This window comes from Nocardioides sp. YIM B13467 (genome assembly GCF_042788075.1).
Taxonomy (GTDB): domain Bacteria; phylum Actinomycetota; class Actinomycetes; order Propionibacteriales; family Nocardioidaceae; genus Nocardioides.
The window spans coordinates 2135135-2158705 of the sequence record NZ_JBHZPJ010000046.1; the positions used below are offsets into that span (position 1 = coordinate 2135135).

Annotated in this window: 28 protein-coding genes; 18 read left to right on the forward strand and 10 right to left on the reverse strand. The window is 70.7% G+C overall.

Annotated features, from left to right (window positions below; translation table 11 throughout):
• Positions 1-38 precede the first annotated feature (38 nt).
• Genes ACFX43_RS17310 through ACFX43_RS17320 form a run of 3 tightly spaced genes read left to right on the forward strand, consistent with a single transcriptional unit; the run spans position 39 to position 1980 of the window.
• Positions 39-395 (forward strand): ArsR/SmtB family transcription factor, encoded by a 357-nt coding sequence (locus ACFX43_RS17310; protein ID WP_378830383.1) that lies wholly within the window; start codon positions 39-41, stop codon positions 393-395.
• Positions 392-1435, forward strand: a complete 1044-nt coding sequence (locus ACFX43_RS17315; protein WP_378830389.1) for a cation diffusion facilitator family transporter — start codon at positions 392-394, stop codon at positions 1433-1435. Before ACFX43_RS17310 ends, ACFX43_RS17315 begins: the two co-directional genes overlap by 4 nt.
• A gap of 11 nt (positions 1436-1446) precedes the next feature.
• A complete protein-coding gene (locus ACFX43_RS17320) occupies positions 1447-1980 on the forward strand; it encodes a gamma carbonic anhydrase family protein (protein WP_378830397.1) in 534 nt (177 codons plus the stop codon).
• A 15-nt stretch (positions 1981-1995) separates the two neighbouring features.
• Here the strand turns inward: ACFX43_RS17320 and ACFX43_RS17325 are convergent, their stop codons facing one another.
• Both ACFX43_RS17325 and ACFX43_RS17330 read right to left on the reverse strand, forming a co-directional pair.
• Entirely contained in the window at positions 1996-2616 is a 621-nt protein-coding gene (locus ACFX43_RS17325) for a hypothetical protein (protein WP_378830400.1), read from the reverse strand.
• Positions 2613-2867 carry a helix-turn-helix transcriptional regulator gene (locus ACFX43_RS17330; protein WP_355017193.1) on the reverse strand — a complete coding sequence of 85 codons (255 nt, stop codon included), beginning with the start codon at positions 2865-2867 and terminating at the stop codon, positions 2613-2615. Before ACFX43_RS17330 ends, ACFX43_RS17325 begins: the two co-directional genes overlap by 4 nt.
• A gap of 107 nt (positions 2868-2974) precedes the next feature.
• Between ACFX43_RS17330 and ACFX43_RS17335 the strand changes: the two genes are divergently transcribed.
• The 4 genes from ACFX43_RS17335 to ACFX43_RS17350 all read left to right on the forward strand — a co-directional run bounded on the left by ACFX43_RS17335 (position 2975) and on the right by ACFX43_RS17350 (position 5881).
• Positions 2975-3238 (forward strand): phosphoribosyl-ATP diphosphatase, encoded by a 264-nt coding sequence (locus ACFX43_RS17335; protein ID WP_008359350.1) that lies wholly within the window; start codon positions 2975-2977, stop codon positions 3236-3238.
• A 10-nt stretch (positions 3239-3248) separates the two neighbouring features.
• The gene (hisG, locus tag ACFX43_RS17340) at positions 3249-4139 is read left to right on the forward strand and encodes an ATP phosphoribosyltransferase (protein ID WP_378830417.1); all 891 of its coding nucleotides are present in this window, start codon (positions 3249-3251) and stop codon (positions 4137-4139) included.
• Positions 4123-4575: a PH domain-containing protein gene (locus tag ACFX43_RS17345; RefSeq protein WP_378830422.1), complete on the forward strand. Its 453-nt coding sequence runs from the start codon at positions 4123-4125 to the stop codon at positions 4573-4575. Before hisG ends, ACFX43_RS17345 begins: the two co-directional genes overlap by 17 nt.
• A gap of 91 nt (positions 4576-4666) precedes the next feature.
• A complete protein-coding gene (locus ACFX43_RS17350) occupies positions 4667-5881 on the forward strand; it encodes an SGNH/GDSL hydrolase family protein (protein ID WP_378830427.1) in 1215 nt (404 codons plus the stop codon).
• 6 nt (positions 5882-5887) lie between these two features.
• Here ACFX43_RS17350 and ACFX43_RS17355 read toward each other — a convergent pair whose 3' ends face one another.
• The 5 genes from ACFX43_RS17355 to ACFX43_RS17375 all read right to left on the reverse strand — a co-directional run bounded on the left by ACFX43_RS17355 (position 5888) and on the right by ACFX43_RS17375 (position 10027).
• A complete protein-coding gene (locus ACFX43_RS17355; RefSeq protein WP_378830431.1) occupies positions 5888-7342 on the reverse strand; it encodes a DUF6297 family protein in 1455 nt (484 codons plus the stop codon).
• A complete protein-coding gene (gene ccmA, locus ACFX43_RS17360; RefSeq protein ID WP_378830436.1) occupies positions 7339-7977 on the reverse strand; it encodes a heme ABC exporter ATP-binding protein CcmA in 639 nt (212 codons plus the stop codon). Before ccmA ends, ACFX43_RS17355 begins: the two co-directional genes overlap by 4 nt.
• Positions 7974-8879, reverse strand: a complete 906-nt coding sequence (locus ACFX43_RS17365; RefSeq protein WP_378830440.1) for an aldose 1-epimerase family protein — start codon at positions 8877-8879, stop codon at positions 7974-7976. Before ACFX43_RS17365 ends, ccmA begins: the two co-directional genes overlap by 4 nt.
• 112 nt (positions 8880-8991) lie before the next feature.
• Positions 8992-9561: a 4-amino-4-deoxy-L-arabinose transferase gene (locus tag ACFX43_RS17370; protein ID WP_378830446.1), complete on the reverse strand. Its 570-nt coding sequence runs from the start codon at positions 9559-9561 to the stop codon at positions 8992-8994.
• A 1-nt stretch (position 9562) separates the two neighbouring features.
• Positions 9563-10027: a hypothetical protein gene (locus tag ACFX43_RS17375; protein WP_378830450.1), complete on the reverse strand. Its 465-nt coding sequence runs from the start codon at positions 10025-10027 to the stop codon at positions 9563-9565.
• Between the two features lie 90 nt (positions 10028-10117).
• Here ACFX43_RS17375 and ACFX43_RS17380 point away from each other — a divergent pair, with 90 nt between their 5' ends.
• From ACFX43_RS17380 to ACFX43_RS17425, 10 genes are all read left to right on the forward strand, one after another.
• Positions 10118-10612, forward strand: a complete 495-nt coding sequence (locus ACFX43_RS17380) for an SseB family protein (protein WP_160023843.1) — start codon at positions 10118-10120, stop codon at positions 10610-10612.
• Between the two features lie 279 nt (positions 10613-10891).
• Positions 10892-11635: a translation initiation factor IF-3 gene (gene infC, locus ACFX43_RS17385; RefSeq protein ID WP_378830459.1), complete on the forward strand. Its 744-nt coding sequence runs from the start codon at positions 10892-10894 to the stop codon at positions 11633-11635.
• A 93-nt stretch (positions 11636-11728) separates the two neighbouring features.
• Positions 11729-11941 (forward strand): 50S ribosomal protein L35, encoded by a 213-nt coding sequence (locus ACFX43_RS17390; protein WP_008359371.1) that lies wholly within the window; start codon positions 11729-11731, stop codon positions 11939-11941.
• 49 nt (positions 11942-11990) lie between these two features.
• The gene (rplT, locus tag ACFX43_RS17395; RefSeq protein ID WP_160023841.1) at positions 11991-12374 is read left to right on the forward strand and encodes a 50S ribosomal protein L20; all 384 of its coding nucleotides are present in this window, start codon (positions 11991-11993) and stop codon (positions 12372-12374) included.
• Positions 12375-12458: 84 nt separating this feature from the next.
• On the forward strand, positions 12459-13256 hold the full coding sequence (locus ACFX43_RS17400; RefSeq protein WP_378830477.1) for a TrmH family RNA methyltransferase: 798 nt from the start codon (positions 12459-12461) through the stop codon (positions 13254-13256).
• Between the two features lie 52 nt (positions 13257-13308).
• Entirely contained in the window at positions 13309-14292 is a 984-nt protein-coding gene (locus tag ACFX43_RS17405; protein ID WP_378830484.1) for a MerR family transcriptional regulator, read from the forward strand.
• A gap of 39 nt (positions 14293-14331) precedes the next feature.
• Positions 14332-16752 (forward strand): beta-N-acetylglucosaminidase domain-containing protein, encoded by a 2421-nt coding sequence (locus ACFX43_RS17410; protein WP_378830493.1) that lies wholly within the window; start codon positions 14332-14334, stop codon positions 16750-16752.
• 19 nt (positions 16753-16771) lie between these two features.
• Entirely contained in the window at positions 16772-17257 is a 486-nt protein-coding gene (locus ACFX43_RS17415) for a CinA family protein (protein ID WP_378830498.1), read from the forward strand.
• Positions 17258-17317: 60 nt separating this feature from the next.
• Positions 17318-17605 (forward strand): helix-turn-helix transcriptional regulator, encoded by a 288-nt coding sequence (locus tag ACFX43_RS17420; RefSeq protein ID WP_350659077.1) that lies wholly within the window; start codon positions 17318-17320, stop codon positions 17603-17605.
• Between the two features lie 112 nt (positions 17606-17717).
• Positions 17718-17960: a hypothetical protein gene (locus ACFX43_RS17425; RefSeq protein ID WP_378830508.1), complete on the forward strand. Its 243-nt coding sequence runs from the start codon at positions 17718-17720 to the stop codon at positions 17958-17960.
• On the opposite strand, the gene ACFX43_RS17430 is transcribed toward ACFX43_RS17425, so the two are convergent.
• Both ACFX43_RS17430 and ACFX43_RS17435 read right to left on the reverse strand, forming a co-directional pair.
• Positions 17957-18709 carry a DNA-formamidopyrimidine glycosylase family protein gene (locus ACFX43_RS17430; RefSeq protein ID WP_378830516.1) on the reverse strand — a complete coding sequence of 251 codons (753 nt, stop codon included), beginning with the start codon at positions 18707-18709 and terminating at the stop codon, positions 17957-17959. The genes ACFX43_RS17425 and ACFX43_RS17430 overlap by 4 nt on opposite strands.
• Positions 18710-18713: 4 nt before the next feature.
• A complete protein-coding gene (locus tag ACFX43_RS17435) occupies positions 18714-21764 on the reverse strand; it encodes a DNA glycosylase AlkZ-like family protein (RefSeq protein WP_378830525.1) in 3051 nt (1016 codons plus the stop codon).
• 222 nt (positions 21765-21986) lie between these two features.
• Between ACFX43_RS17435 and ACFX43_RS17440 the strand changes: the two genes are divergently transcribed.
• Positions 21987-22634 (forward strand): DUF3159 domain-containing protein, encoded by a 648-nt coding sequence (locus ACFX43_RS17440; RefSeq protein ID WP_378830531.1) that lies wholly within the window; start codon positions 21987-21989, stop codon positions 22632-22634.
• A gap of 4 nt (positions 22635-22638) precedes the next feature.
• Here the strand turns inward: ACFX43_RS17440 and ACFX43_RS17445 are convergent, their stop codons facing one another.
• Entirely contained in the window at positions 22639-23508 is an 870-nt protein-coding gene (locus ACFX43_RS17445) for a LysR family transcriptional regulator (protein WP_378830537.1), read from the reverse strand.
• Between the last annotated feature and the right edge of the window lie 63 nt (positions 23509-23571).

Here is a 23571-nt window from a genome sequence, read left to right on the forward strand (position 1 = left end):
CGGGTGCATACGTGCGACGATACGCCTATAATTTGCGCATGCATGCAAATACGCAACCTCCGGTGTGGGAGGACGACGTCGTCACTCTTGCCGTCGAGGTGCTGCGGATGCTGGCTGATCCGACGCGCCTCCAGATGGCGGGGCTGTTGCTGGATGAGGAGCGGTCCGTCTCCGAGCTGGCCTCGATGCTGGACAAGCCGGTGCCGGGGGTCTCGCAGCATCTGGCGAAGATGCGGATGGCTCGGCTGGTGACGACGCGGAAGGAGGGGACCTCGGTGCTCTACCGGGTCGAGAACGGGCATGTGCGCCAATTGGTCCTCGACACGATCGGGCATGTGGAGCATCTCCTGGACCAGGTCCCGGCGCATCACCGGTCGGGGGAGGAGTCGGTATGACGCATACGCTGCGCGATCACCCACGCGACCATGCCCACGACAGCCACGGCCACGGTCATGGTCATGACCACAGCCACGCGCACGACGGGCGGTGGGCCCGGGTCCGGCATGCGGCCTCGGACGTCTTCGGGGCTCACTCCCACGACGCGGCGGATCAGGTCGACGAGGCGTTGGAGGCTGACGTACGCGGCCGGCGGGCGCTGTGGATCAGTCTCGGTGTCCTCGCGCTGACGGCGGGACTGCAGGCAGTCGTCGTGAGCCTGACCGGGTCGGTGGCGCTGCTGGGGGACACGCTCCACAATGTTGCCGACGCGCTGACGGCGGTGCCGTTGCTGGTGGCGTTCTGGCTCGCTCGGCGTCCGGCCAACGACCGGTTCACCTACGGGTACGGCCGGGCGGAGGACCTCGCGGGTCTCTTCGTTGTCGCCATGATCGCCCTCTCCAGCATCCTCGCCGGCTGGGAGGCCATCGACCGGCTCTTCCATCCGCGCGAGGTCGAGCACGTCTGGGCGGTCGCGGCGGCGGGGGTGGTCGGGTTCCTGGGCAACGAGATCGTCGCGCGCTACCGGATTCGGGTGGGCCGCCAGATCGGCTCGGCCGCTCTGGTCGCGGACGGGCTCCACGCGCGTACGGACGGCTTCACCTCGCTGGCGGTGGTGTTCGGTGCTGCCGGGGTCGCGGTCGGGATGCCGTGGGCCGACCCGGTGATCGGGCTGCTCATCGCCATCGCGATCCTCGGCGTGCTGCGCTCGGCGCTCAAGCAGGTCGGCGCGCGGCTGATGGACGCGGTCACTCCTGATGACGTACGCAGGGCGAGGGAGGCGCTCGGCACGGTCGAAGGTGTGCTCGAGGTCCGCAGCCTGAGGCTGCGGTGGATCGGGCACACCCTCCACGCCGACGGCGACATCACCGTCCCAGCCGAGCTGCCCGTCTCCGCCGGGCACGACATCGCCCACCACGCCGAGGAGCATCTCCTGGAGGCACTGCCGCGGCTGACCAGCGTGGTCCTCCACGTCAGCCCCGACGGCGCGCACGCCTAGGATCTGCGTCGATGAACATCTTCGAATTCGACGGCAAGAGTCCGCAGATCCATCCCGACGCCTGGGTGGCGCCGACAGCGACGCTGATCGGTGACGTACGCCTCGGGCCGAACGCCAGTGTCTGGTACGGCGCCGTGCTGCGTGCCGACGTCGGGCCGATCATCATCGGCGAAGGTTCCAACGTGCAGGACAACTCGGTGCTGCACGTACGCCCCGGCTCCTCGCTGGAGATGGGCCCGCACAGCACGGTCGCGCACGGCTGCGTGGTGCACGGCGACCGGATCGGGACCGGGTCGCTGATCGGCAACGGGGCAGTGGTCTCCGACGCCGTGGTCATCGGCGACGGCTGCCTGATCGCCGCTGGCGCGATGGTGGTCGAGGGGACCGAGGTGCCCGACCACAGCCTGGTGATGGGCGTGCCGGCGAAGATCCGCGGCACGATCGAGCCCGACACCAACCCCGCGGCGATCCTCGAGCTCAACGCGCCCGGCTACGTCGAGTTCATGAAGCTGCACCGTGCGACCGTACGCCCGGTCATACCCTGACCCTGAGGTTGAGGGTTACTCCGCCCCGCAGGCCACACAGTGGATGGAGCCGACCCGACGGTCTGCCTCGCAGGTCGCGCACGGGGCGATGGTCTCGCGACCGCAGCCCTCGCAGTGCTTGCCGCGAACCGGATAGCCGCAGTACGGGCAGTCGCCCTTGCGTACGCGCATGGCCGGGATCCGCTTGGCCAGGAGCCGCTGGACGGCGACGAACACACCGACGGTGGCCGCGGCGCCGAACAGCGACAGGATGAGCGGGCCGAAGTCGGCGTACTCGAAGGTGTAGTGGAAGGCGAAGACCAGGGCCATGATCACCCCGGTCGCGGCGAGCGCGAAGCCGAGCGGGAGGAAGCGGGAGCCGCTGCGGCGCAGCCGGTAGAGGACCCAGAATCCGACCAGGCAGAGCAGGATGATGAAGCCGAGGCGGATCCCGATCTGGATCGCCTCGTGGCCGGGGATCTCGCACGCCGTCTGGCCGTTGTTGCACTGGTCCCAGTCCATGTAGAGCGGCCACCAGTCGGCGACCTTGACGTAGAACCAGACGGTGCCGACGAGCAGGAAGGCGGTCAGTGCGACCGCCAGGAACCGCTCGCTGCGGGTCGACTCGACCTCATCGGCGGAGATGGGGGTCTTCATGGCGTGCTCCTGTGGGCTCGGGTGCGGGCGTGGAAGCCGACCTCGAGGCGGCAGTCGAGGGCGGCTGCTACCCGGAGAAGGGTGTCGATCTTGGGCGGGCGAGACCCGGACTCCAGCCGAGCGATCGCCGACTGGGTCGTGCCGCAGAGCTCGGCGAGCTCGCGCTGGGAGAGGCCCCGTGCGACCCGGTGCTCGGTGACCTGCGCGGCGATCCCGACGTAGAACGCGGTGTCCTCGTCGTCGGTGCTCATGAAATCGAAGATATCGCAGTTCTGCTATGACTGTCCATAGCAGGACTGCTATCGGCTCGGTGAGACGATTCGGGGGCCGGGTCGCGTACGGCCTAGGCTTGACGCTCGTGAAGACGTTCGACGAGCTCTGGGCCGAGCTGAGTGAGAAGGCCCGGACCCGACCTGAAGGATCCGGCACCGTGGCACAGCTCGACGCCGGGGTCCATGCGATCGGGAAGAAGCTGGTCGAGGAGGCCGCCGAGTCCTGGATGGCGGCCGAGTACGAGGGCAAGGAAGCGACCGCGGAGGAGATCTCCCAGCTGCTCTACCACGCCCAGGTGCTCATGCTCGCCAGCGGGATCTCGATCGACGACGTCTACTCACACCTGTAGGGGAACCCTCATGACAACCGATGAAAAGCTTCTCCGGATCGCCGTGCCCAACAAGGGCTCGCTCTCCGTCGCGGCCTCCGAGCTGCTGCGCGAGGCGGGCTACCGCCAGCGCGACGACTCCAAGCGCCTGACCCTCATCGACGAGGAGAACGGCGTCGAGTTCTTCTACCTGCGCCCGCGCGACATCGCGCTCTACGTCGGCGAAGGCACCCTCGACATCGGCATCACCGGCCGCGACCTGCTCCTCGACTCCGGCGCCAAGGCCGACGAGGTCATCGGGCTCGGCTTCGGCCGAAGCCGGTTCCACTTCGCCGGCCGCGCCGGCGCCTTCACCTCGGCCGAGGAGCTGCGCGGCAAGCGGATCGCGACCTCCTACGTCGGGGTCGTCTCCGCCTACCTGGAGCGCGAGGGGATCGACGCGAGCGTCACCCGGCTCGACGGCGCCGTCGAGACGTCGATCCAGCTCGGTGTCGCCGACGCGATCGCCGACGTGGTCGAGACCGGCTCCACGATGCGACAGGCCGGCCTGGAGATCTTCGGCGAGCCGATCATGCGCTCCGAGGCCGTGGTGATCACCCGATCCGGCGGCCTGGATGTCTCGGGCTCCGCTTCGACGCAGCTGCCGGAGGCGTACGAGACGTTCAAGCGCCGTCTGGACGGCGTCCTGATCGCGCGCAGCTACGTCATGATGGACTACGACATTCGCGCCGAGGACCTCTCCGAGGCCTCCGCGATGACGCCCGGCCTCGAGGGGCCGACGGTCAGCCCGCTGCACCGCGAGGGCTGGGTCGCCGTCCGCGCGATGGTGCCGCGTGCCGGTTCGCAGAAGCTGATGGACGACCTGTACGCCGTGGGCGCCCGCGCGATCTTGCTGACGGAGATCAATGCCTGCCGGATCTGACCTGCCGGTGAAGCTGCCGCACACCTGGCGCCCGCTCGGGGCGCGCGTCATGGGCTGGTTCCTCGTGGCCGCTCTGGCGATCATGTGCACGATGGTCTGGGTCGGGTTCACGCCCGAGATCAAGGCGCAGGTGACCATGTTCGAACGGCTCACCTTCGGCTTCGTCGGCCTGCTGATCCTGACCTGCGTGCACGCGGTGACTCGGTCGCGGGTGGTCGCCCGTGAGGACGGTCTGACCGTGGTCAACGGCTACAAGCGCCGTGACCTGGAGTGGGCCGAGGTCCTCGCGATCAACTTCCCGCGTGGCGCGCCCTGGCCCAACATCGACCTGGCATCGGGCCACAACATCTCCGTCCTCGGCATCCAGGCCTCCGACGGGGGCTCGTCGAAGAAGGCCGTACGCACGCTGCGCACGCTGGCCGAAGAGCTGTCCTAGCAGCGACCCGCCGGCGAACCACTTACTACGCTTCGGGGAAGACTCGCCCGAACCTCTGATCGCGGCGTCCGTGGCGGCTTAACGTGTCTGCGTGATCTCATGGACTCGTGCTCTCGCGGCGCTGGCGGCTGTCCTCACTCTGGTCTCGACCGTGCCGGCCCAGGCCGCGCCGGTGCATCCGGTCGGCACCTGGGGTGCCTCGGCCGACGAGGTGGGTGGTGCGACCGGCGCCGCCGGCCTGGCGGACCGGTCGGTGCGCAACCTGGTGCACACCTCGCTGGGTGGCTCCGGCGTACGCATCACCCTCTCCAACGTGTTCGGCGACCGTCCGGTGACCTTCGCCTCGGCACACCTCGGTCTGGCCGGGGACGGAGCCTCGGTGGTGTCCGGCACGAACCGCCCGCTGACCTTCGACGGGGCCGATGAGGTCACCGTCGCCCCCGGCACCGAGGTGCTCAGCGACCCGGTCGACGCGACGGTGCCGGCCGATACGACCCTCGCGGTGAGCTTCCATGTCGTCGGCGAGAGCGGCCCGATCACCGGGCACGACGTGGCCACGCAGACCTCCTACGTCTCCGGGACAGCGGGCGCGGACGTGGCCGGCGAGGAGTCGGGAGCGGCGTTCACGACGGAGATCTCCAGCTGGTACTGGGTCGAGAGCGTCGTGGTCGAGAAGCCGCGCCGGGTCAAGACCGTGGTGCTCTTCGGTGACTCGATCACCGACGGCAACGGCTCCACCGTCGGAGCCAACCGGCGCTACCCCGACGTGCTGGCCGACCGGGTGGCGGCGAGCACGTACGCCGACCGGTTCGGGGTGATGAACGAAGGCATCTCCGCCAACCGCGTGCTCGTCGACAGCACCGGTGGCCAGCGCGGTCTGGACCGCTTCCGGCGAGACGTCCTGGACCAGCCCGGCGTCTCCACGGTCGTGCTCCTGGAGGGGATCAACGACATCCGGTGGGACGACGCCGACGAGGCCTCCGACCTGATCGTGGCCTACCGCGATCTGATCGCGCAGGCGCACGCCGAGGACGTGTGCGTCGTCGGTGCCACCCTGACCCCGTACGAGGGCGGCAGCCGCTACACCCCCGCGCGCGACCGGGTGCGGGTCGCGGTCAACGAGTGGATCCGGACCTCCGGCGAGTTCGACGGCATCGTCGACTTCGACGCGGCCACGCGTGACCCCGAGCGACCGGCGCGGTTCCTGCCGGCGTACGACTCCGGGGACCACCTCCACCCCGGCGACGCCGGCTATGCGGCGATGGCCGAGGAGTTCGATCTGGGGCTACTGGAATGTGACCGCTGAGCCGGCTCAGCGGCGGCCGACGAGCACCCCGAGCGTCACGACCGAGATCGCCATCGAGACGGTGGCGCCGAGGGCGTCGGGGGCGAACAGCGCCGGGATGCTCACCAGCCCGGCGATGTCGAAGCCGCGCACCGCGTTGCCGAACAGCGAGACCGGCATCGCCCCCATCGGCGTCGAGACCATCGCGGAGGCATAGTCGGGTGGGGGAGCGACCAGCCACCGAGTGAGCGTGGCCAGTGCGCCGAGCCCGATCGCTGGCGCCAGCAGTGGGTGTGGCAGCGCCCACAGACAGCCCAGCCCGTACGACATCAGCAGCACCGCCGGCACCACCAGCGTGCCGAGCCGCAGCTGCCAGGAGGAGGCGCCCAGCAGCCGTGCGAGACTGCTCGAGCGCGACAGCACCCGCAGCCCGGCGCCGAGCGGGATGGCCGCCCCGAAGCCGAGCACCACCATCACCGGCACGACCAGCGCACCCGCGCCCGCCTGCGCCAGGGCGTACGCAGGCACCACCGCGACGGCGGGCGCCAGGACGCGCAGCGGCGCCCGCCGCAGTCGGACCAGGTCGGCGGTGACGAGCGCGAGCGGCCCGCGAGGACCCCGGAGGCGCCGCGCCCGGACGACGGCACGCTGGCTGCTGGTGTGCTGGAGTACGACGTCGTAGGCGAGGGCGGTGTCCATCCCGGCGAGGGCGCCGGAGAGGCCGTTGGCCAATCCATGCCCGCGAGTCAGGTCACGACGGTGCAGGCCACCGAGGCGACGGCGTGCGAGCACCGCGGCCCCGGCGGTCATCGGCGCGAGCACAGCGGGCACCAGCCACCACCGCACGTCCGCGGGCGGGGCCAGATGGGCCGTGACGCCGGCGGCCACGGCCGCCACCGCGGCCAGGGCGACGAGTGCGGTCATCGGCCCGACCATCCGCCATGCCGACCCCGGTCGTGCCTGGGCGACGGTCCCGGCGGCGTACGTCGCCGGCGCCAGCAGCGCTGAGGCGAGCGCCAGCGCGCCTCCGGTGAGCAGTGGCCACCCCGCGGTCACGGCGGCGAGGAGGGCCGGGACGGCAGCGGCGAGGGCTCCTAGCGTCAGGACCGTCGCGTACTGCCGTCCCAGCCAGCGGCCGCGATCCACCGGCGTGGAGAGCACCAGCGCCGAGGTCGCGGGCGAGACCATGAGCGGTCCCAGGAGCCGGAGCGTCGCGGCGCCCAGGGCCAGCCAGATCAGCACGAGAAGGACCGGTCCGGCGGCGCGGGTGCCGACGCAGGGCCCGGTGGTGCATCCCTCCACCGCCTGCCCGGCATTGACCACCGCGCTGACCAGCCCGGAGCCGTAGATCAGGACCGTCAGGAGAGCGAGGTAGGCCTGGTAGAGCACCTCACCCCAGGGTGCGGTGACGTGACCGCGACGCCACTCACGGATCAGGCCGCGGATCTCACCCGGCGTCGGCGCCGGTGTCTCCGTGCTCATGCTTCGTCGGAGGAGGAGCCCAGGCGTACGACGTCGTCGGCCACGGCATCGACAAGAGCCGGGTGGTGGCTGGCGAAGAGGATGCCGACCCCGGCCTCCTTCTCCCGTTGGAGCAGGTCGGCGAGCCAGATGGCGCCCTCGGCGTCGAGCCGCTGTTCGGGCTCGTCGAGGAGCAGCAGCCGGCGGGGCCGGACCAGGAGGAGCGCGAGCGCGAGCCGCTGACGCTGACCCGAGGAGAGCGACCCGGGCAGCTGGTCGGCCTGGTCGTTGAGGCCGACCTCGTCCAGCACTCCGTCGACGGTGCCCTCGGGATCCTCGACCCGATGGGCGTGCGCGACCAGGTCGAGATGCTCGATCACGGCGAGGTCTGGGAAGAGGTCCAGGTCGTCGAGCAGAGCGGCGACGTCGCGGCGCATCTGCGCAGAGCGCTCGTCGTAGGGCCTGCCGTCCAGCAGCACCTCGCCGGTGGTCGGCTCGTCGGCCCCGGCCACGCAACGCAGCAGTGTCGACTTCCCCGACCCGTTCGTTCCGGTCAGAGCGATCGCCCGGCCGGCCGCGAGGGTGAGGTCGAGCCCGTCGAGGACGGCGCGGTCGCCGTAGGTCCTGCTGAGTCCGGAGACGGTCAGCAGCGTCATGGCAGCGCGGTGATGCCCCAGGTGACCTCGAGGCGCTCGTCGGGGGCGAGCGAGACCAGATCGGTGCCGGAGTTGAACGCGTCCGGGGGAGCGGTCATCGGCTCGACGGCGAGACCGCCGCGGGCCGGCGACTGGTCGTCGGCGCTGTAGACCATCAGCCACGGGTGGTGCTCGTCGACCCAGAGCGCGACGCCGCCGTCGGGGCCCTGGATCGTGACCGTCGCCCGCCCGTCCTCGCCACGGTCGAGATCGGTGAAGGCGTGGTCGAGGACCACGTCGCCGATGGGCTTGGCGGAGGTGAAGTCGTAGTCCGTTCCCGCCGTCGCCTCGCTCGCGGTGGGCAGCTTGCGCTCGGGGTCGGAGAGCAGTCGCGTCCGCGCCGGAAGGGTGAGCGCCCACTCGTCGACCGGACCGGCCCCGACGGTGAGATAGGGGTGCGCGCCGGCGGCGTAGGGCGCGGGGGAGTCGGCGTGGTTGGTCGCCGACTGGGTCACGGTGAGCCCGTCGGGCCCGATGGCGTACGTCACCTCGAGGTCGAGCGTCCACGGATAGCCGCTCTGCGCCATCAACCGGGTGGCCAGGGTGATCGAGTCCTTGGCCTCGTCGATGGGCAGCCACTGCGACCAGCGCACCAGCCCGTGGGAGGCGTTGTTGCGCGCGACCTCGGTGAGCCCGAGCTGGTAGGTCTTCCCGCCGAACTCGTAGCGGCCGTCGCGGATCCGGTTGGGCCACGGCGCCAGCAGCTGACCCTTGCCGCCGCTGGACTGCTCGTCGTCGCCGAACCCGGCGATCAGGTCCCGCCCCTCGTAGGACAGCAGCCGCAGCGCGCCGCCACTCTCCGTCACCGTCGCGGAGTAGCCCCCGCCGTCGATCGTGAACTGCTCTCCACTCGGTCTCAGCACGGTCACAGGCTATCGAGGTGGCTGGTCGGTCCCGGTGGCCGGTCGGGTCAGCTTCGGCCTCCAGCCGCCTGGACGAGTTGATCTCCTGACCCCGTCGGCTCGACCGATGGGATCAGGTCGTCACGATGATGTCGGCGCGGGCGGCGGTCAGGTCGCGGGCGAAGTGCTCGGTCTCGGCCGCTGCCCAGGCGTCCCAGTGGGGTGCGAAGGTCTCGCCGTCGCGGTCGATGCCGCGTCGCCGGCGCTCCTCCTCGGGTGCGTCGACCCAGGCTAGGGAGGTGCGGAAGCCGTCGTACGCGGCGGCGCCGCTGCCGACGCCCTCGATGACGAGCAGCGGGCTCGGTGGGACCAGCACGGTCTCCCCGAACTCGCCTGCGTGCCAGTCGTAGCGGCGGTAGGAACCGGGGGCTCCCTCGACGAGGGGAAGCAGGATCGTCTCGAGCTGGGCGATGCCGTCGGTGAGGCCGTCCCAGCCGGCGTACAAGTCGTCCATGTGGACCACCGGCGCCTGCGTCATGTCGGCCAGGGCAGCGGCCAGCGTCGTCTTCCCGGAGCCGGCGGGCCCGTCGACGCAGATCAGACGTCCGGGGCCGAGGGTGGCCGGACGGCTCATCGCGATCGCGAGGAGGTCGGTAGCTGCCTCGCCGAAGCGGAGCCCGAGGCCATCAGCGGAGTCGGTCAACTCAGGAGATGCCGTACTTCTTCAAGATGTCGTTGACGTCGGCCATGTCGTCGTCATCGTCGTCGACCACCGGACCCTTCGCAGTCTTCGGAGCCGCGACCGAGGCCGGGCCGGCCGAGCCGGCGGGCGCGGCACCGGCGGCGGCCTTGCGGGCTGCTCGGCTCGGCTTCTCCTTGGTGGGCAGGAGGCGGGCGACGAAGATCAGCACGATCGCGAGCGCGGCGATGCCGAACCCGATCCAGACGGTCGGGCTGAAGACCAGGCGCGCGGCCCAGTCGGCGACCGCGTCGACGATCCGGCCGCCTGCGCGCAGCAGACCGGTCAGGTAAGCCGCAGGGGCGAGCAACGTCCACCCCGCGGCCTTCACACCGGCTCCGAGGCCGCGCCGTCGGAACGCGACCCAGGTCCAGATCGCGCCCAGAACGGTGAGCGCGGCGGCTAGTGCGAGGTAGGCGCCTTGGTCCATACCTGCAGTCTTCCACCGTCGTGGTCGTATGGCACCCGGACTGTCCCCGATATCGGCCCTGATGTTGCTCTGTTGTTGAATGGGGAGGCGATGAACGACAAACGACTCCTCGGCACGGCATTTCCCGGCGACACCGGCGAGACCAGCCCTGAGGTCGCGACCGTGATGAGGTCGTACGCCGCGGGACAGGCCACGCACGCCGATGTGCTCACCACCCTGGCCGCTGCCCGGGTGCTCGTCCCGGTCGTCGCGGTCCTCGGGGAGGTCGAGGTCGACGAAGCCGGTCTGGCCCACGACAAGACCTCCGACATGGCCACCGTGCTGCTCACCGGTGCCGACGGGCGGCAGGCGCTGCTCGGGTTCACCGGCACCGCGCCGCTGCAGGCGTGGCAGGCCGACGCCCGCCCGGTTCCGGTCTCGCTGCGGGACGCAGCCCAGGCCGCCGTCCACGACGGCGCCGACGCGCTCGTGCTCGATCTCGCCGGCCCGGTCCCGTTCGCGATCGAGGGCGATGACCTGCAGAAGGTGGCCGAGGGCTGGCAGCTGGCGACCGTCGGGCCGCGTACCGCCTGGGTGCGACCCTGACGATTGGGACAGCGGGGAATGTTGCAGTAGTGTTCCGTGTTGACCGATCAGCCGACGTACGCCGTCGGTTTGATCCAACAAGCGGAGATCACGACAGCGTTCTCCCACCCGCATCGACCGCCTGGCAACAAAGGTCGTCGGGTCCGGTCCCGAAGACATTGCCCCAGAATTCCAGGGGTCAATGGATTAGGTGGTGCGAGCCCGTTCGCGGGTGAGCGTCTTGACTGGCTTCCGCTTGTGACAATCCAGCGGGAGCCTTTTTCGATTTCCGGACCGCCCGTGCACGCGGCCCGGAAGCCGAGATCCAGAGCCTCCGCAGCCACAACAACTGGAGGACACATCAGCACTGAGCTTCGTATCAACGACCGGATCCGGGTTCCCGAGGTCCGCCTCGTTGGTCCCAACGGAGAGACGGTCGGCATCGTGCCGACCCCTGACGCGCTGCGCCTGGCCCAGGAGGCCGACCTCGACCTCGTCGAGATCGCCCCGCAGGGCAAGCCGCCGGTCTGCAAGCTCATGGACTACGGGAAGTTCAAGTACGAGAACGCCCAGAAGGCCCGTGAAGCCCGTCGAAACCAGACGAACGTGATCATCAAGGAGATGAAGCTTCGTCCGAAGATCGACAAGCACGACTACGAGACCAAGAAGGGTCACGTCGTGCGGTTCCTCAACGCTGGGGACAAGGTGAAGATCACGATCATGTTCCGCGGTCGTGAGCAGCACCGTCCCGAGCTCGGCTTCCGCCTGCTGCAGCAGCTGGCCGACGACGTCCAGGAGCTGGGCTTCGTCGAGTCCTCGCCGAAGCAGGACGGCCGCAACATGATCATGGTGCTCGGCCCCCACAAGAAGAAGGCCGACGCCAAGGTCGAGGCCAAGGAGGCCAAGGAGGAGAAGGCCGCCGAGCGCGCTGCCGACGAGGCCGCCGAGAAGGCGGAGCGTACGGCTGCGAACGCTGCCCGTCCCGCCTCCACTCCGAAGGTCAAGCGCCGCTCGGAGAACCTCGACCCGGACATCGACCTGTAGCCACCACCCGGTGGTCGAGCCTGTCGAGACCCCAACTGACTTCCGCCGCCGCGGCGCCCCGTGACCGGCCGGACGACGAGAGAAGGAAGAACTATGCCGAAGAACAAGACCCACTCCGGTTCCAAGAAGCGCTTCAAGGTGACCGGTTCCGGGAAGATCCAGCGCTTGCAGGCCGGCCGTAAGTCCGGCGCTGCGTTCGCCTCCGCGCCGACGACCGGCTCGCGCAAGAAGCACCGTCGCAACGCCGGTCTGGTGGAGCTCGCCCCCGCCGACGTGAAGCGCGCGAAGAAGCTGCTCGGTCGCTGAGACCGTTTGATCACCCGAACTTTCCCCAGAGCATTCAAGGAGCACTGAAATGGCACGCGTCAAGCGCGCAGTGAACGCTGCGAAGAAGCGTCGCACCACCCTCGAGCGGGCCTCCGGTTACCGGGGCCAGCGCTCGCGCCTCTACCGCAAGGCGAAGGAGCAGGTCACCCACTCGCTGGTCTACTCCTACAACGACCGCCGCAAGAACAAGGGCAACTTCCGCAAGCTGTGGATCCAGCGGATCAACGCCGCGGCGCGTGCCGAGGGCATGACCTACAACCGCTTCATCCAGGGTCTCAACCTGGCCGGCATCGAGGTCGACCGCAAGATCCTCGCCGAGCTCGCCGTGAACGACGTGGCCGCGTTCAACGCGATCGTCGCCCAGGCGAAGGCTGCTCTGCCGGAGGACGTCAACGCCCCGGCGAACGCCTGAGCTTGCGTTTGAAACGACGCCCCCACCGGCCGCTGTGCCGGGCTGGGGGCGTCGTTCTCTGTTGGGACGTGGGAGTCTTCGTCAGTGAATGAGTCGGGGGAGAACGTGAAGCTGTCCGCGGGGAACTCGCGCCTCAAGGAGATCCGCAAGCTCGCGCGACGTGCGGTTCGCTCGGAGCGGCGAGTCTTCTTGGCCGACGGTCCGAAGGCGGTCGAGGGTGCGCTCGGGGTCCCTGGTTGCGTGCAGGAGATCTTCGCGACCGAGGCCGGAGCCGAGACGTACGCCTCGGTGCTGGCCGACCAACCGGTCACGCTGGTCGAGGACCGAGCGATGGCCGGCCTCTCCGACTCGGTGACTCCCGCCGGGGTGGTGGCACTGTGCCGGTTCCTCGATGTGCCGCTCGGCGAGATCGCGGGCCCGCTCGTGGTGATCTGTGCCGACGTACGCGATCCCGGCAACGCCGGCACCGTCATCCGCTGCGCCGACGCCGCCGGTGCTTCCGGGGTGATCCTGGCCGGCGACTCGGTCGACCTCTACAACGCCAAGACCATCCGGGCCTCGGTCGGCTCCGCCTTCCACCTGCCGATCGCGATCGAGCGGGACCCGCTGGTCGCGGTCAAGGCAGCCAAGGCCGCCGGCCTGACCGTCCTGGCCGCCGACATGCACGGCACCGCCGACCTGTTCAGTGCTGACGCGCTCCTCGCTCGGCCCACCGCCTGGCTGATGGGCAACGAGGCCTGGGGTCTCCCGCCCGAGCTCGCCGCCGAGGCCGACGAGATCGTGAGCATCCCGATCTTCGGCAAGGCCGAGTCGCTCAACCTCTCCACCGCCGCCGCGCTGTGTGTGTACGCCTCGGCGCGGGCGCAGCGCCGACCGGAGTGACGCTTCGGCGGGGGCTTGACCTTCAACTCGCGTGAAGGACGATGGTTGCGGCATGGACGAGCCACTGTTGACGATCGGGGCGTTCGCGCGGGCGGTGGGCCTGACCGCGAGCGCGCTGCGGCATTACGACGAGTGCGGGTTGCTGGTGCCGGCGGAGGTCGACTCCGGGACGGGCTATCGCTACTACACGCCCGAGCTCGCCGACCGGGCCCGGCTGATCGTGGGCATGCGGGAGGCCGGGGTACCGATCGAGACGATGCGGGTGGTGCTCGACTCGCCGGCCGGCGAGGCCAGGGCCGCGCTGGCGGAGTTTCTCCAGGACCAGAGCGCGCGCACGGCGCGAGCCGAGGAGGCCGTACGCGGCGTGCTGGCCGCCGTCGACGCCGGGCCTGCCGCGAGGCCGGCGCTCGTCGAGCTGCCCGGTCCCGTGCTGGCCGCAGCGATCCGGCAGGTGCGGCACGCGGCCGAGTCCGACCCGGCCTCCGAGCTCGCTTCTGTCCTGATCGACGTCGGCGGCGGTAGCGGTGGATCGGGCGTGGACGTGGCGGCGACCAACCGCTACTGGATGGCGGTGCGGGAGCTGCCGGCGGCCGCCGAGGGCGATGGCGGCCGGGCGGTCCTGTCACTGCCCGACGCCGCCGCGTTGGCCGACCGCCTGGACGCGATCGCCACCGCCGAGCTGCGCATCGCCGACGGCACCCTCACCCTCGCCGGGCAGGAGCTGGGCCGCGACACCACCTACCCGGCGCACCGGCTCGTGCTGGCCGGCCTGGAGCCGGCTGTCACCCGAGCGGTCCTCGCCAAGGCCGATCTGCTCGCGGGTCTCGACGCGGCCGCCTACGCCGAGGTCGACCTCTTCCTCGGCGACCAGACACGGCTCCGCTCGCCGCACACCGCCGAGCAGAGCGACGTACGCGGCGTCGTGACCGGCCCGCCGAGCCGGCTCCGGCTCGGCACGGCCCTGTTCGGCCGCGCGCTGGCAGCGTGCCTGGGTGACGAGATCCAGCTGTCGGTGACCGCGCCGGNAATCGGTTAAGGTCCTTCGCGAACCCCATTCTCGCGAGGGAGACGTGCCATGCGTAAGCGTTCGAGAACAACCGTCACGATCACGGCCTGGCTCACGGCGCTGGCGGCCACGGCCGCGATATCGCCCCTGGGGCCGGCCTCGGCCGGCGCCGACACGGCGCCGACGAGCGCAGCGGCACACCCGCTCCCGACGATCTCACCGACGCCGCGGTCGGTGGCCCGGGCAGGTTCGGACGTGCCGGTTCCCGAGCGGGTCGAGCTCGTCGTCGGCGACGACACCGACGCCCCGGCTCAGGAGCTGACCAGCCGGTTGTTGCGTGAGCACGGAGCGACGCGTCTGGACGTGGTCACCGACGCCACCGGCACGGCGCCGCTGACGGTGCTGCTCGGGTCGGCGGAGCGCAGCGACGTACGTCAAGGGCTCGGTGACGTGGTGGTCCCAGCCGATGCCGAGGGCTACGCGGTCCTGGCCGACGCCTCCTCGGGCGGCGTCGGCACGGTGACACTGGCCGGGCGCGACCGGGCGGGCCAGTTCTACGCCGCCCAGACGCTGCGCCAGCTCTTCGTGGCGGCCGCCGACGACTGGAAGGTCGCCGGCGCTGAGGTGAGCGACGCCCCGAGGATGCCGCTGCGCGGGAGCATCGAGGGCTTCTACGGCAAGCCGTGGAGCCACGCCGAGCGTCTCGACCAGCTGGGCTTCTACGGGCGGGTCAAGGCCAACACCTACATCTACGCCCCCAAGGACGACCCCTACCACCGCGAGCGCTGGCGCGAGCCGTACCCGGCCGAAAAGCTGGCTGAGCTGCGCGAGCTCGTGGCGGCGGCCACTGCGAACCACGTCCGGTTCACCTTCGCGCTCTCGCCCGGCAACACCGTCTGCTACACCGGCACGAGCGATCGGGCGGCGCTGACGGAGAAGTTCCAGGCGATGTACGACATCGGGGTACGAGCCTTCTCGCTGCCGCTGGACGACATCGCGCTCTCGTTCAACTGTGCGGAGGACACCGCGGCGTACGGGGAGGCGACCCAGGCCAGCGTCGGTCGTGCCCAGGCCGAGCTGCTGAGCTGGCTGCAGGAGTCGTTCGTCGCGACCCACGACGGGGTCCAGCCGCTGCAGACGGTGCCGACGCAGTACGGCGACCTGACCGAGACGCCCTACAAGCAGGCCTGGCGCGAGCATCTCGCCCCTGAGGTCGAGGTGATGTGGACCGGCACGGACGTGGTGCCCCCGGCGATCACCGTCGACCAGGCCTCGGCCGCCCGCGAGCTCTTCGGCCGCAAGGTGTTCGTCTGGGACAACTACCCGGTCAACGACTTCGGGCAGACCGCCGGCCGGCTGCTCCTCGGCCCATACGCCCATCGCGAACCGGGTCTCTCCGGGCATCTTGCGGGCATCGTGTCGAACCCGATGAACCAGGCGTACGCCAGCAAGCCGGTCGTCTTCACGATGATGGACTTCGCCTGGAACGACCTCGGCTGGGACCGGGCGACCTCCGCACGCCAGGCCGCACGCGACCTCGCCGGTGGCGATCCGCGGGTGACCGAGGCGGTGGAGATGTTCGTCGACCTCAATCATGCGGCTCCGACCTTCGGGCCGGACCTGTGGCTTCCGCAGTCACCCGAGCTCGCCGCGCGCATCGATGCGTTCTGGGAGAAGTGGACGGCCCGCCCGCAGAGCGCGATCAAGGACCTGCGACCCACGGCGCGGCTGATGGCCTCCACCCCCGCGACCATCAGGGCCGGGGTCGAGGACGGGTTCGTCGCCGATGCCGACCGGCATCTGCGGGCCACCGACCTGTGGGCGAAGGCGATGGGTGAGGCGCTCGCGGTGCTCGACGCCGTACGCCGCGACGACAAGGACGCCGCCGCGGCCGCGCGGTCGCGGATGGAGGCGTTGGCCGAGGAGGCCTCGCAGATTCGCTCCGAGCCCGGCAAGAACCGGGTCGAGGGTCTGGTCATGATCGGTGACGGCGTGCTGGACGCCTTCATCGAGGACGTCGCCGCCGAACACGACTCCTGGCTGGGGCTGCCGCCGCTGCGCAACATCTCCGAGGGCAAGGCAGCCACCCAGATCTCCGACTGGTCCTCGGCCTACGGCGCGGAGAAGGCGATCAACGGCAGCACCTCCGACTTCAGCACCACATCCGGTAGCGAGGCGCAGCCATGGTGGCAGGTCGACCTCGGTGCGTCCTTCTCGCTCGAGACGGTCAAGATCTACAACCGGCTGGACTGCTGCGCCGAACGCCTTCGCGACTACCACGTCCTGGTCTCGGACTCGCCGTTTCCTGCCACTTTGGCCCAGGCGCTGGCCGATCCTGCGGTGACCTCACACCACGAGACGGCCCAGGCCGGGCGACCGACGAATATCGAGCTGCCCGCGCAGGGGAGGTACGTCAGGGTCTGGCTGTCCTCGCCGACCCCGACCGAGCTCAACATGGCCGAGGTCCAGGTCCTCGGCCGCGCTCGATGATGTCGATACTGTCTGAGGCATGAATCGGGTCGAGGAGCTCAATGCCGCTCTGCTGGAGGCCGGCGCCACCGTGGCGACGGCCGAGTCGCTGACCGCCGGCCGCCTGGCCGCGCTGCTCACCGAACCTCCGGGGGCGTCGAAGACGTTTCGCGGGGGCTTCGTGACGTACGCGACTGAGCTGAAGCACACCGTGCTGGGTGTCCCTGTCTCGGTGATCGAGACCGTCGGGGTGATCTCCGCGGAGTGCGCCGCGGCGATGGCCGCGGGAGCGCGGGAGCGGTCCGGGGCGACGTACGGGCTCGCGACCACGGGTGTGGCCGGGCCTGACGAGCAGGAGGGAAAGCCCGTCGGGACGGTCTATGTGGGCGTTTCCGGTCCGCACGGTGAAACAACGGCGTTTCTCGGGCTGTCGGGCTCGCGCGCGGAGATCCAGCGTGATACGTGTTTGTTCGCTGTTGATGAACTACTCGGACTACTTCGGCGGGAACATCGAAGGGTCAGGTAGCGTTGGAGCCAGACGTCACCCAGATGTCGGTGACTTGTGAACTGTAGGAGGCTGACCGCAATGGTGCTCTTCCGTCGACTTCTCGGCGAGGTGCTTCGTGCCCAGCGGCTGGAGCGTGGGATGACCCTGCGCGAGGTCTCCGCGCAGGCGCGAGTCAGTCTCGGCTACATCTCCGAGGTCGAGCGTGGCCAGAAGGAGGCCTCCTCCGAGCTCCTCGCCTCGCTCTGCAGCGCCCTCGACGTCGCCCTCTCCGACGTCCTTCGCGACGTCTCCAACGCGGTCGCCGTCGAAGAGGCCACCATCCTCCGGATGCCGGTCCGCGCCGCGGCCGACGCCGCCGCCGCTTGATCTTTCCCCAATCTGGGGGAGTTTTCGTCACCCGTGTCTCAACGCGGACCGTTCCGTCTCCTTGCCGATGTGAGCCCACCACGGGCTCGCGCATTCATGGGGAGATGGTGCGATGACCATGGCAGTCGAGAACGAGCTTCCAGACCATACGGTGCCGTCACCGTGTCTCGAGGGCGACGTGCATTCCCCCGACCTGCTCGAGGCCGAGCTCTTCGGGCTGGAGGAGACCCTGAACATCCTTCGCGACGAGTTCACCTCGGTCGCTCCGGGCGAGCGGACGCATGTCGCCCGCCACATGCGTGACACCCGCGTCCGGATCGCCCAGATCCGGTTGCGCCTGCTGCACGGGCGCTAGGCCTGGCAGCTCGCGCAGTAGTAGGCCGGGCGCTCCTTGCCCGGAGGGCCGACCCGGGCGACGGTCACCGTGCCGCCGCAGCGTCGGCATGCCCGTCGGCCATAGACCCACATCTGCCGGGAGAGTGACCAGTCGGCCTGCATCAGGTCGCGGGTGCGTTGGAGGATGCGGGGGAGTCTGTCGCCGGCATCCGCGACCGTACGCAGCGGGTTGATCCCGGCGATGAAGCAGGTCTCGGCGGCGTAGATCGTGCCGATCCCGGCCAGGTTGGTCTGGTCGCGCAGCGCGTCGAAGAGTGGCCGTTCGGGTTGCCGGGCGAGGCGTTCGACGGCTGCGTCGGGGTCCCAGTCGTCGGCAAGGATGTCCGGGCCGAGGTGGGCGACCAGTTGCTCCTCCTGGTCGCGGGGGACGAGCTCGACGATGCCGAGCAGGAAGCCGACCGCCTCGGTCTTCTCGGTGCGGAGGACCACGCGTGCCTGGAAGCCGGGCTTCGGCCAGCGGCGGCCCGCCTCGAGGACCCGCCAGGATCCCTCCATCTTCAGATGGGTGTGCAGCGTCCATTCGCCGGTGCGGTGGTCGATCCGGGTCAGCAGGTGCTTGCCGTGGGTCAGCGTCCCGCGCACGGTGCCGCCGGACAGGTCCGCCGTGGCCAGCTGTGGCACCCGGAAGTCCGTACGCGTGAGCACCTGCCCCGCCAGTCCCTTGTCGAGCCTGCGGGCGGTCCGGAGCACCGCGTCACCCTCGGGCACGACCTCACCTGCTCGGCGAGGTCAGGCGCAGGCCGCGCGGGGTGGCGACGAAGCCGGCGTACTGGAGCGCCTGGCGCAGCGGGGTGTCTCCCGAGCCGAGCAGCGGGGCGCCGTCCGCCTTCTCGACGGTGAGCCGTCCCAACGCCCCCCTCCGAACCGCTTCGGCGAGCGCCTCGGCGCCGGGTTCGAGAAGGTTGGGGTCCTCCGACCAGGTCAGCAGGGTGCGGCCGCCGCGCTCGACGTACATCGCCAGCTCTCCGTCGACCAGCACCACGATCGCGCCCGCCTTGCGGCCGGGCCGGTGGCCCTCCTCCGCGACCGGCCACGGGAGGGCCGCGCCGTAGGGATTGGCAGGGTCGGTCGCGGCGAGCGCGAGGGCGACCGGCTTGTCGGCCGGCTCGACCCGCGAGAACGTGCGCAGCCGGTCGACCGAGCCCGCGGTGCCGAACTGGGCCGCGCCCAGGCCCTCGACGAAGTAGCCCCGGCGGGCCCGGCCGGAGTCCTCGAACGCGCTGAGCACCTTGTAGACGGCGGCGAACCCTCCGGGGGTGCGCTCGGACTGGACCGCCCCACGGGTGACCACTCCGTGGCGGTCCAGGAGTCGCTCGGCGGCCGCGTGGGCGCGCTTGGTCGGGTCGGAATCGGGCTCGGGCAGGATCGTCCATCGCCCGGCCGTCTCCGGTAGACCGGCCCGGGCCGGCATCCGCGCACCGCCGGTGTAGCGCCCGCCGCGGGCGCGCGGCGGTGGTCGGCGGGAGCGGTGCGACGGCGTGCCGGAACGGGTCAGCGCCCGCAATGGCAGCAGGGTGTCGTTGCTGACCCTCCCTGACCAGACCAGCTCCCACAGCGCCGCGCTCAGGTCGGCGTCGCTCGGAGTCGCCTCGCTGTCGGCCGCGATCGTCCGGGCGAGCTGGTGGAAGAACCAGGCCCCGCCTGGCGCCAGGGCTTCGAGGAGCCGCTCGGCGAGCGGTCCTGGCGGCATCTCAGCGGGCGTCGGCAGCGTCAGCTCGGCGGTGTCAGCCGGGTGCAGCGAGACCCAGCCGTCGGTGCCGGGCAGGGTGCCGTGGCCGGCCCAGAGCACCTCGCCGCCGGAGGTCAGCTCGTCGAGGAACGCCGGCTCGTAGTCGACCACCCGGGCCGGCAGGATCAGGCTCTCCAGCGCGCTGGCCGGGACCGGGCAGCCAGCGAGCTGGTCGACCACGCTCAGCACCCCGTCGACCCCGCGCAGCGCGCCCTTGCGTACGGATGTCTTCTGCCACGCCGGCAGGAACCTGCCCAGCGCTGTCGGCTCGACGGGCTCGACCTCCTTGCGCAGCCGGGCCAGCGAGCGTCGGCGCAGCATCCGGAGAACGTCGGCGTCACACCACTCCAGCCCGCTTCCACCGGGCCGGAACTCCCCGTCGAGCACCCGCCCACGCGCCGAGAGCCGCGCGAGGGCGTGCCGGACGACCGCCTCGCCCAGTCCCAGCCGCGAGGCCACGTCGGCGGCCGTGAACGGACCGTGCGAGCGCGCATACCGCGAGACCAGGTCGCCGACCGGGTCCTCGACGGGCTCGGTGAACGCCGACGGTACGCCGGGAGGGACCGCCACCCCCANGACCGTCCCGCGGATCACGTCCACGCGGTTGAGCTGCGGGATGAACTGCGACCAGTTCGGGACGTCTTGGGCAGCGATCGTGACCACCAGCTCGACGCGGCTGCCGCGTGGCGCCTGCAGCGTGCCGCCGAGGGTTTCGGAGACCGTTCCGCGGCGGCTGGTGGCGACCACCCGTACGTCGAGACTCTTGACCAGGCTGCCGTGGTCGACCCAGACCCGGCCGTCGCGCATGCCGCGCATCACCGCGCCGTAGTCACGGGTGCTGGTGCCTACATGGGTGCGGCTGTAGAAGCCCGGCCAGAAGTCGGCCAGATCGAGCTGGATCCCGCTGCCGTAGACCGGGTCGTCGTAACGGCCGTTGGCGTTGAAGTCGCCGCCGCCGCGGACGGCGGTGTCGCTCCAGTTGCGGTGCGAGTCGGAGTTCGCGGTGATCGACCACGGCTTCCCCTCGGCGAGCAGGGAGTCCCACAGGCCGCCGACGGTCGAGGTGTAGAAGTCGAATCCGCCCCAGGAGCGGTAGCTCTCCGGAGGGTAGCCCGGGAACGAGTCGGCGCCGGCGGAGTTGCCGTAGCCACCGCGCGCGCTGCCTGGACCGTAGCCGGTCGGCAGCCCGCCGGCCTGGTGTCCGGGGGCGCCTTCCCATCCGATCGCGATCCGGGGATCGGCGTCGCGCCATGCCCGCACTTCGTGGGGGCTGTCGATGCCGTTGCGGGCGGGATGGTTGGCGAGGAACAGCGCGTCCTCGATTCGGCGCTTGGCCTTCTGGGTGCCGAGCCACTGGATCGCGGCGACGGCGAGGGCCTCGTTCTCCGGGGTGTTGGCGCGAGCGTTCTTGACGCTGCCGTCGTAGTCGTTCTCGAACTGCTTGAGCACCGCGACCTCGTTGCGTCCCGGTGCGACGAAGACGGTGCCGTGCTCGGCGGCCGGGATGTTCCACTCCAGCCCCTGGAAGATCAGGGTCTCCGGAAGAATCTTGCGCGCGGCCACGATGTCTGGGTTGACCAGGTCGACGCCGAGCTTCGCGTGCGTCGCGCCGCCGTGGTCGGTGATGACCAGCCAGTCCAGGCCGTACGCGGCGCCGTGCTGCGCCTGGTCGATGACCCGGTACATCCCGTCCGAGCTGTGCTGGGTGTGGATGTGGTGGTCGCCGGCGAGCCAGTGCCGGATCGTGGCCCGGTTGCCGCTCTTCGCGGTGGCGGTCGTGGCGGTCTCGGCCATCGCCGGGGTCACACCGGTCATGCCGGCCATCCCGGCGGTCACAGCGCCGGCGATGCCGGCGGCGCGGAGCAGGTTGCGCCGGGTGACCTCGGCGGGACGCAGGTCGCTGTCGGATGCGTCCGAGGAGGCGGCGAGGGTGATCTCGTCGACCTCGTGGGAGTGAGTGTGGTCGTGGCCGTGCGCGTGGGCGTGGTGGTGCCCGTCAGGCCCGTGCGAGTGGGGGTGGTGCTCGTGTGACACGTTGAATCCTCCGCTTGGATAGGGCGTCTCCCGCGTGCCCGAGCAGCGGCGCTCAGAGCAAAGCGGCGCCGGATGGCCGCCGTACGTCCGCCGGTTGCCCTCCCGGTGAAATTTTGCCGAGGCGTCACCCCCGTCGGCCGAGGCGTCAGTCCGGTCGGCCGAGAAGTCGCTTACGCGGACCGAGACGTCACGCGCCTTGCAAGTAAGGCTAGCCTTACTCGTGTGACGACCACCGACCGCCGCAACGAAGACGCCGAGACCCTCGCCGACCTCCTCGGAGGCGCGCGCGGCGCGATCGACGCCACCGTCCCGCCGGTCGCGTTCGTGGCCGGCTGGCTGGTCAGCGGTGAGCTGTGGATCGCGACCGTGGTGGCGCTCGGGCTGGCCGCGATCGTGGCGGTCTGGCAGTGGCGCAAGGGCCGCAAGCCGCGCGCCGTGCTGCTGGGTGTGGCGGGGGTCGCGGTCGCGGCGATGGTCGCGCTGCGTACGGGGCGGGCGGAGGACTTCTTCGTGGTCCAGCTCGCGGCCAACATGGCCAGCGCCCTGGTGTGGACGGTCAGCATCGCGTTCCGCTGGCCGCTGCTCGGCGTGGTCGTCGGGCTGATCCTGCGCCAGCGCGGCGCCTGGCGGCGCGATCCCGTCCTGCTGCGCGGCTATGCGCTGGCGAGCTGGGTCTGGGTCTGCCAGTACGTCATCCGGGTCGCCATCTTCGGCCCGCTGTGGTGGTCGGGCGACGTGGTCGCCCTGGCGATCGCCAGGGTCGCGCTCAGCTGGCCGCTTGTTGCGCTGTGCCTGCTGGTGAGCTGGGTCGTCCTGAGGCGCTCGTTGCCCGAGGACCATCCCGGGCTGCGCCACCCGCAGGCCGCCTGAGCCCTCAGGTCAGGGCCGCGCGGAGCAGGTCGTAGAGCCGCCGGGTGGCGCGCTGCTGGTCGCCGTCGCGAACCACGAGCGCCAGCCCGGCGCGCACCGCCGCGTCGACGATCGGCGTCGCGACCAGATCGGTCCCCGCGGCCATCGACTCGGCCAGCACGCAGACGCCCAGCCCGCGGGCGGTCAGCCCGAGCAGCGTCTCCGGGTTGGACCCGGACAGGTCGACCTTGGGCTCCACGCCCGCCCGCGCGCACGACTGCTCCAGGGCCGTGCGGATGCCCGTGCCCGGCGGGATGCAGAGCACCGTCTCCTCGTGGAGGTCGGCGAGCCTCGGCCGGGCGCCGGCGAGGCGATGGCCGACCGGCGTGATCACGGCGAGCCGCTCGTCGCTGACGGACTCCGTGGCCAGGCCGTCGACGACCGGACCAGCGTGGGAGATCAGCGCCAAGTCGAGCTCGCCGGCCAGCGTACGTCGCTGGAGACGGTCGGAGGTGTCCTCGACGAGCTCCACGCTGACCCCGGGATGCTCCCGGTGGAAGGTCGCGACGGCGTCGAGGAAGCCGGGGATCGTGCAGCCGGCGATCATCCCGAGGCGTACCTGGCCGTGGATCAGGTCGCTCAGCTCGTCGGCGCTCTGCCGCACGCCCTCGATCGCCCGGATCGCGTCGCGGGCGCGGGGGAGGAGCGTCTCGCCGGCGTGGGTGAGGCGTACGTTGCGGGGTCCCCGGACGAGCAGGTCGTGGCCGAGCTCGCGCTCGAGCTTGGCCAGCTGGGCGCTGATGCCCGACTGGCTGACGTGGAGACGCTGCGCCGCAGCCGTGAACGAGCCGTGGTCGACGACGGCGACGAAGTAGCGGAGCTGTCCGATTTCCATCACCGTTGATGCTAGCAAGCAGCAGAACTATCTGTTTGAGTGTTCGCTGGAGGCGAGTCAGGC

Bases quoted from the DNA above. Each gene is read 5' to 3' on its own strand.
- ACFX43_RS17310 (WP_378830383.1), top strand. From the start codon at position 39: ATGCATGCAAATACGCAACCTCCGGTGTGGGAGGACGACGTCGTCACT.
- ACFX43_RS17315 (WP_378830389.1), top strand. From the start codon at position 392: ATGACGCATACGCTGCGCGATCACCCACGCGACCATGCCCACGACAGC.
- ACFX43_RS17320 (WP_378830397.1), top strand. From the start codon at position 1,447: ATGAACATCTTCGAATTCGACGGCAAGAGTCCGCAGATCCATCCCGAC.
- ACFX43_RS17325 (WP_378830400.1), bottom strand. From the start codon at position 2,616: ATGAAGACCCCCATCTCCGCCGATGAGGTCGAGTCGACCCGCAGCGAG.
- ACFX43_RS17330 (WP_355017193.1), bottom strand. From the start codon at position 2,867: ATGAGCACCGACGACGAGGACACCGCGTTCTACGTCGGGATCGCCGCG.
- hisG (WP_378830417.1), top strand. From the start codon at position 3,249: ATGACAACCGATGAAAAGCTTCTCCGGATCGCCGTGCCCAACAAGGGC.
- ACFX43_RS17345 (WP_378830422.1), top strand. From the start codon at position 4,123: ATGCCTGCCGGATCTGACCTGCCGGTGAAGCTGCCGCACACCTGGCGC.
- ACFX43_RS17355 (WP_378830431.1), bottom strand. From the start codon at position 7,342: ATGAGCACGGAGACACCGGCGCCGACGCCGGGTGAGATCCGCGGCCTG.
- ccmA (WP_378830436.1), bottom strand. From the start codon at position 7,977: ATGACGCTGCTGACCGTCTCCGGACTCAGCAGGACCTACGGCGACCGC.
- ACFX43_RS17375 (WP_378830450.1), bottom strand. From the start codon at position 10,027: ATGGACCAAGGCGCCTACCTCGCACTAGCCGCCGCGCTCACCGTTCTG.
- ACFX43_RS17380 (WP_160023843.1), top strand. From the start codon at position 10,118: ATGAACGACAAACGACTCCTCGGCACGGCATTTCCCGGCGACACCGGC.
- ACFX43_RS17390 (WP_008359371.1), top strand. From the start codon at position 11,729: ATGCCGAAGAACAAGACCCACTCCGGTTCCAAGAAGCGCTTCAAGGTG.
- rplT (WP_160023841.1), top strand. From the start codon at position 11,991: ATGGCACGCGTCAAGCGCGCAGTGAACGCTGCGAAGAAGCGTCGCACC.
- ACFX43_RS17410 (WP_378830493.1), top strand. From the start codon at position 14,332: ATGCGTAAGCGTTCGAGAACAACCGTCACGATCACGGCCTGGCTCACG.
- ACFX43_RS17415 (WP_378830498.1), top strand. From the start codon at position 16,772: ATGAATCGGGTCGAGGAGCTCAATGCCGCTCTGCTGGAGGCCGGCGCC.
- ACFX43_RS17420 (WP_350659077.1), top strand. From the start codon at position 17,318: ATGGTGCTCTTCCGTCGACTTCTCGGCGAGGTGCTTCGTGCCCAGCGG.
- ACFX43_RS17425 (WP_378830508.1), top strand. From the start codon at position 17,718: ATGACCATGGCAGTCGAGAACGAGCTTCCAGACCATACGGTGCCGTCA.
- ACFX43_RS17445 (WP_378830537.1), bottom strand. From the start codon at position 23,508: ATGGAAATCGGACAGCTCCGCTACTTCGTCGCCGTCGTCGACCACGGC.